This is a genomic window from Natronomonas sp. CBA1123, assembly GCF_009741925.1.
Lineage (GTDB): Archaea > Halobacteriota > Halobacteria > Halobacteriales > Haloarculaceae > Natronomonas.
The window spans coordinates 1-5,364 of record NZ_WPCC01000077.1; the positions used below are offsets into that span (position 1 = coordinate 1).

Below are 5,364 nucleotides of genomic sequence, written 5' to 3' on the forward strand. Positions count from 1 at the left end.
CCTTCGCCGCGCCGGGGATGCCGCCGCCGGTACAGGGGTTGACATGGCCGGCAGCGTCGCCGACGGCGATGTAGCCCGGTGCGACCGCCGAGTCGTACGGGCGGCGGGTGGGCAAAGCGGCGCCGAGTTTGTCCTTCACCGTCGCATCCTCGAACTCCGGGCGGGTCCGTAGGTCACGTTTCAGCTCCTCGACGAGTTTCATCGGCGGCTTGTTCATCTGAAACCCCAATCCGACGTTGATTTCGGTGGGGGTCCGCGGGAAGTACCAGAGGTAACCGAGTTCCGACGCCGGCTTGAACACGATGGCGTCGTGCCATTCGACGGGTTCGGGCACCTCGACGATTTCGCGGTAGGCCGAACAGAACTGCTGGTAGTTGACGTTGGTGTCGAACGTCGTCTCCTCGAAGTCCGTGCGGTCCTGCAGAAGCGACAGCGACCCGGCGGCGTCGACGACGATATTGGCTTCGAACTCTCGGACAGACCCGCGAGCCGTCGCGGTCACGCCAGTGACGGCGCCGTTCTGGACGACATCCTGGACGACGGTGTCGTAGTGGACGTCCGCGCCGGCGCGGTCGGCCTCCTCCAGCAGGACTTCGCCGTAGCGCTTCCGGTCGACGACGGCACCACTGGCGTCTCCGAAGCCGATGTCGAGGTTCTCGCCGGTCTTCGGGTTCTCGAAGCGAGCGCGCTGGATGTTCTCGTTGGTGAACGACTCCTCGCGGAGGTACTCGCGGTCGATGACGTCGGGGAACGTACTGGTGCCCTTGATGGCGTCGCCACAGGCGATGTGGCCACCCTCGGACGCGGATTTTCGCTCGAGGAGGGCGACATCGAGTCCGTCCCGGGCGGCGGCCGCGGCGGCGAAACAGCCGGCCGTTCCGCCCCCCACGACGGCGATGTCGTACGTCTCTGGAGGCATGTCGGGGCGTTCCACGCTCCCGTATAAATAACCTAGCCGTCACGACGGACTCGAACGCTCACACCGACGGAGCGAGGCGCCTTCGGACGGTCGGCCCGACTGCGAGCAGGAATTCGCCGGCCAAGAGCGCGACGAGCAGGCCGAAGGCGACGGTCCAGCCCGTAAAATCGGCGAGGCCGCCGACGACGACGCTCCCGAGTGCGCCGAGCAGCATGTAGACTGTCCGGACGAGGCCGAAGCCTGCGGCGCGTTCGGTTTCGCCGAGGTTGTCGATGAACCGCGATTGGACGGGCGCGCCCCACGACATCGCGACGCCGACGAGGGGAACGGCGGCGAAGACGGTCGGGCCGTCGGGAACGGCGACGAGCGCGCCGTAGCCGACGACGCCGGTCCCGAAGGCGATGGCGGCAGCGCCGTCACGGCCCACGCGGTCCGAGAGGCCACCCAACAGCGGCTGGGTCGCGCCGTGGACGACGAAGTACACCGAAAACAGGATGCTGGCGGTCGAGACCGACCGTCCGTGGTGTTCGATGAGGAACGCCGGCAGGAACGACGCCGTCGCCTGCCACGTGAAGGCGCCGCCGACGGCCATCACCGTCGTGTACCGTATTTCCGGACGCGAGAGCAACTCCCGAAGGGGTTCGACTTCGAGCCGCGACCGCATCGTGAGATTCGGGCGGGCCGGCGGCGTCCGCCGTATCTGCCAGTAGAACAGCACGAAGACGGGGACGGCGACGGCGGCACCGAGCAGCATCGCCGCCCGCCACCCGTAGCGTGCGCCGACCGCCGCGGCCGCGACAGGAGTCGCGAGACCGGCCAGTGGTCCGCCGGCGACGTGGACGCCGATTGCGCGACCGACCTGCTCGAAGTGGCGGGCGAGAAACGAGGTCGCGACGCTGTAGTGGAGGCCGGCCCCGGCGCCGAGCGCCACGACGGTCAACGCGAAGACGGCGAACGTCGGCGACAGCGACAGCAGGAGGCTCGCTCCGGCGGTAATACCGACGGCCGCGAGGATAACGGCCCGCTCGCCGTACCGGTCGGCGAGGATGCCGCTCGGGAACTGCGAGAGGGCGTAGGCGGCCCACATTCCAGAGAGGGCGAGGCCAACGGCGCCCTTCGAGACCGAGAAATCGGCGGTGATGTCGGGTACCAGCGGGCTGATGGCCAGCCGTGCGACCATGGTCGCGGTGAACGCGAGCGTACACAACGCGAGAGCGACGTATCGGTACTGAACGACCACGAACGCGCTTCAGTATCCGCCGACAACACCCTTGCGGTTTCCCGCCGTTGACTCGAGGGAACCCTCGCCGGTGTCGCAACGGTTTTCGGCAGCACCCTCGAAGTCGCTGGTATGTCTCAACAGGAGAGCAACAGCGTTCCCGACCACAGCGGCATGCCGGCACTCGGCTTCGGCACGTGGCAGAACGACGACCCCGAACAGTGTACCGAATCGGTCCGAACGGCCCTCGACGTCGGCTATCGACACGTCGACACTGCACAGGCCTACGGCAACGAAGACGCCGTCGGTGCGGGCATCGACGCCGCGAGCGTCGACCGCGAGGACGTCTTCCTCGCGACGAAAGTGTGGATAGACCAACTGGCCCACGACGACGTACTCGCTTCGACGGAGGCGAGCCTCGACCGCCTCGGCACCGACTATCTCGACTTGCTGTACGTCCACTGGCCGGCCGACGCCTACGACCCCGAGGGGACGCTGTCGGCCTTCGAGGAACTGTACGATGCCGGCACCATCGAGCGAATCGGCGTCTCGAACTTCGAACCCGAACACCTCGATACGGCCCGCGAGGCCATCGACGCACCCATCTTCGCCAACCAGGTCGAGATGCACCCGCTGCTCCAGCAGCGAGAACTGCGGGAGTACTGCGAGGATGCGGGCATCGAACTCGTCGCGTACTCGCCGCTGGCCAGAGGCGACGTCTTCGACGTCGACGTGCTCTCGGACATCGCCGACGACCACGGCGTCAGCGAGGCGGCGGTGAGTCTCGCGTGGCTCCGCGAGAAGGGCGTCACCGCGATTCCGAAGGCGACCAGCGAGGCCCACATCCGCGACAACTGGTCGTCGCTCGGCGTCGACCTCTCGGCGGCCGATATCGAGCGAATCGACGACATCGACGAACAACGGCGACTCATCGACCCCGACTTCGGCCCCGACGGCTGGTAAGCCTCAGCCGGCCCCCGATAGCCGGAACCTATTTTTAATCGCGCCGGGACGGTGCGGGTATGTCAGACGGCGGTCTCGTCGAGGGAATCAAGATTGACGTTGTACGGCTCCACGAGACGTGGATGGAGTTGGTGTTCCCGCGACAGCGAACCGCCGTCCACAGCGTGCTCGGCAAGTGGCAACCCCGGACGCAGGGTGACAAAATCAAATACCGGCTGTGGATGGCGTTGGGCGTCCCCATCGTCGCCCTGCTGTACCCGCTGTTGCTCGTCGGCTTCGCCGCGCGGTTCAACGCCAGCCGATTCGACAGCGCGACGACGCGACTGGGCGTCATCGGCGTGGTCGTCCTCGCGGCGGTGCTGTGGGGACTGCTGACCGCACTCGCCCGCGTGCGGCTCTCCTTCGACGGCTTCGTCGCCGTCGGCGCCGCCAGCGTCGTCGCTGTCGTCTCTGCCGGTTTGGCGGCCGGATTCACCCGCCTCGGTGGCCGCGGGACGACCGTCGTCTTCGCCTACCCCTTCGCGATGAACGCCATCTTCCTGCCGCCGGTCGTCGCGGCGCTGTACGACCCCTCGCTGAGCGGCGTCCTCGAAGGTAGCGAGGAACTCGCCATCTACCTGCTGGACAACATTCTGTTCGTCGGTGGTCTCAACGAGTTCCTCCGGAACAACTACAGTCTGGAGGGTATCGGCGTCGTGTTGATGTGGGTCGGCATCGCCACGCCGCTGGGGTGGCTGCTCGGCTGTACGGTTACGCTCGCGGACCTCGTGCGTCCGCGGTCGGGCGACGATTAGAAAGAGTTCTTCAACTTCTCGAAGAAGCCCTGTTCGACGTCTATCTCCTCGCCACCGGCCTCTGCGAAGGCCTCCAGGGCCTCGCGCTGTTCCTCGTTTAGGTTGTCGGGCGTGACGATTTGTACTTTCACGTAGAGGTCGCCGTGTCCACGGCGCTGGAGTCGCGGCATCCCCTTGTCGCGCAGGCGGAACGTCTCGCCGCTCTGGGTTCCGGCCGGAACGTCCATCTCGACGGTGCCGTCCATCGTCGGTACCTCGACGGTGTCGCCGAAGACGGCCTGTGGGAAGGAGATGGGGTGTCGATACCGGAGGTCGTCGCCGTCGCGTTCGAACTCCTCGCCTTCCTCGACTTCGATTTCGACGAGCAGGTCGCCGTTCGGGCCGCCGTTCTCTCCGGGGGCGCCCTCTCGCTCCATCCGGAGGGTCTGACCGCTCCGGATACCCGCGGGGACTTCGACCTGCAGGGTCGCCTCGTTTCGGATTTGCCCCTCGCCGCGGCAGGTCGAACACGTCTCGGAGTAAATCGTCCCCTCGCCGTCGCACTGCTGGCAGGTCTGAGTCTGCTGGACTCGTCCGAGGGGGGTCTGGCGGACCGTCGTCCGCTGGCCCTGACCGTTACACGCCGAACAGGTGCGGGCGTCGGCGTCCGGCGGGTGGCCCGCGCCGTCACAGTCCGGACACGTCTCCGGGCGCGTGATGGTGAGTTGCTTCGTGACGCCCTCGTAGGCCTCCGCCAGTTCGACCGTGAGACGGGTCTTCAGGTCCGCGCCCTGTCGGGGTCCGGACTGAGAGCCGCCACCGCCGAAGAACTGCTCGAAGATGTCGTTCATCCCGCCGGCTCCGCCACCGCCGCCACCGAACGGGCCACCCATACCGCCCATGCCGCCGGCGCCGGAGTCCGTCGCGCCACGCTTGTCGGCCTGCTCGAAGCGCTCGTGGCCCATCTGGTCGTACATCTGGCGCTTCTCGTCGTCCAACAGCACCTCCTTTGCCTTCTTGGCTTTCTTGAACTTCTCCTCGGCGTTCGGGTCGTCCGAAACGTCCGGATGGTACTCCGAGGCTTTCTCCCTGAATGCGCTCTTGATTTCGTCTTCGCTGGCGTCGCGGTCGACGCCCAGCACCGAGTAGAAGTCCTCGCTCATTCGTTGTAGGGGGTAATCGGTTGAGACACTTCAAAAGAACGGGTCACGCCTCGAAATCGTGCCCACATCCCTCACAGAATCGCTCGTCGTCGACCCGGGTCGCATCACAGACCGGACAGGCCTCTTCGAGGCGGCTGCCACACTCCGGACAGTACACCTCCCCCTCGACGCCCGTTCCACACACCGGACACTGCTCGTGAAGCGACTGTCCACAGGCCGGACAGTACTGGCGGTCCTCCGAGACGGAAGTCGAGCAGACGGGACACTGAATCGTGTCCGTCTCCTCCGGTTCCTCTATTTCCGGTTCTGGTTCGGGTTCTGGTTCGG

General features: G+C 66.5%; 6 protein-coding genes. 2 read left to right on the top strand and 4 right to left on the bottom strand.

The genetic code is table 11. From position 1 onward, the window contains the following. Both GJ631_RS18125 and GJ631_RS18130 read right to left on the bottom strand, forming a co-directional pair. Positions 1-919, bottom strand: a 919-nt coding sequence (locus GJ631_RS18125; protein ID WP_156710496.1) for a geranylgeranyl reductase family protein, incomplete at its 3' end; no start/stop codon positions are given. Positions 920-977: 58 nt separating this feature from the next. Next, on the bottom strand, positions 978-2,159 hold the full coding sequence (locus GJ631_RS18130) for an MFS transporter (RefSeq protein WP_370518736.1): 1,182 nt from the start codon (positions 2,157-2,159) through the stop codon (positions 978-980). Between the two features lie 111 nt (positions 2,160-2,270). On the opposite strand from GJ631_RS18130, the gene GJ631_RS18135 reads away from it, so the two are divergent. Both GJ631_RS18135 and GJ631_RS18140 read left to right on the top strand, forming a co-directional pair. After that, positions 2,271-3,101 carry an aldo/keto reductase gene (locus GJ631_RS18135; protein WP_156710497.1) on the top strand — a complete coding sequence of 277 codons (831 nt, stop codon included), beginning with the start codon at positions 2,271-2,273 and terminating at the stop codon, positions 3,099-3,101. A 59-nt stretch (positions 3,102-3,160) separates the two neighbouring features. After that, positions 3,161-3,895 (top strand): hypothetical protein, encoded by a 735-nt coding sequence (locus GJ631_RS18140; protein WP_156710498.1) that lies wholly within the window; start codon positions 3,161-3,163, stop codon positions 3,893-3,895. On the opposite strand, the gene dnaJ is transcribed toward GJ631_RS18140, so the two are convergent. Both dnaJ and GJ631_RS18150 read right to left on the bottom strand, forming a co-directional pair. Beyond that, a complete protein-coding gene (gene dnaJ / locus GJ631_RS18145) occupies positions 3,892-5,037 on the bottom strand; it encodes a molecular chaperone DnaJ (protein WP_156710499.1) in 1,146 nt (381 codons plus the stop codon). The two genes, GJ631_RS18140 and dnaJ, sit on opposite strands and share 4 nt — an antisense overlap. A 43-nt stretch (positions 5,038-5,080) precedes the next feature. Then, positions 5,081-5,364: zinc ribbon domain-containing protein (locus tag GJ631_RS18150; protein WP_197425193.1), on the bottom strand; the 284-nt coding region annotated here is incomplete at its 5' end.

Excerpts from the sequence above, each read along its gene's own strand:
- GJ631_RS18135 (WP_156710497.1), top strand. The coding sequence starts at position 2,271 with ATGTCTCAACAGGAGAGCAACAGCGTTCCCGACCACAGCGGCATGCCG.
- dnaJ (WP_156710499.1), bottom strand. The coding sequence starts at position 5,037 with ATGAGCGAGGACTTCTACTCGGTGCTGGGCGTCGACCGCGACGCCAGC.
- GJ631_RS18140 (WP_156710498.1), top strand. The coding sequence starts at position 3,161 with ATGTCAGACGGCGGTCTCGTCGAGGGAATCAAGATTGACGTTGTACGG.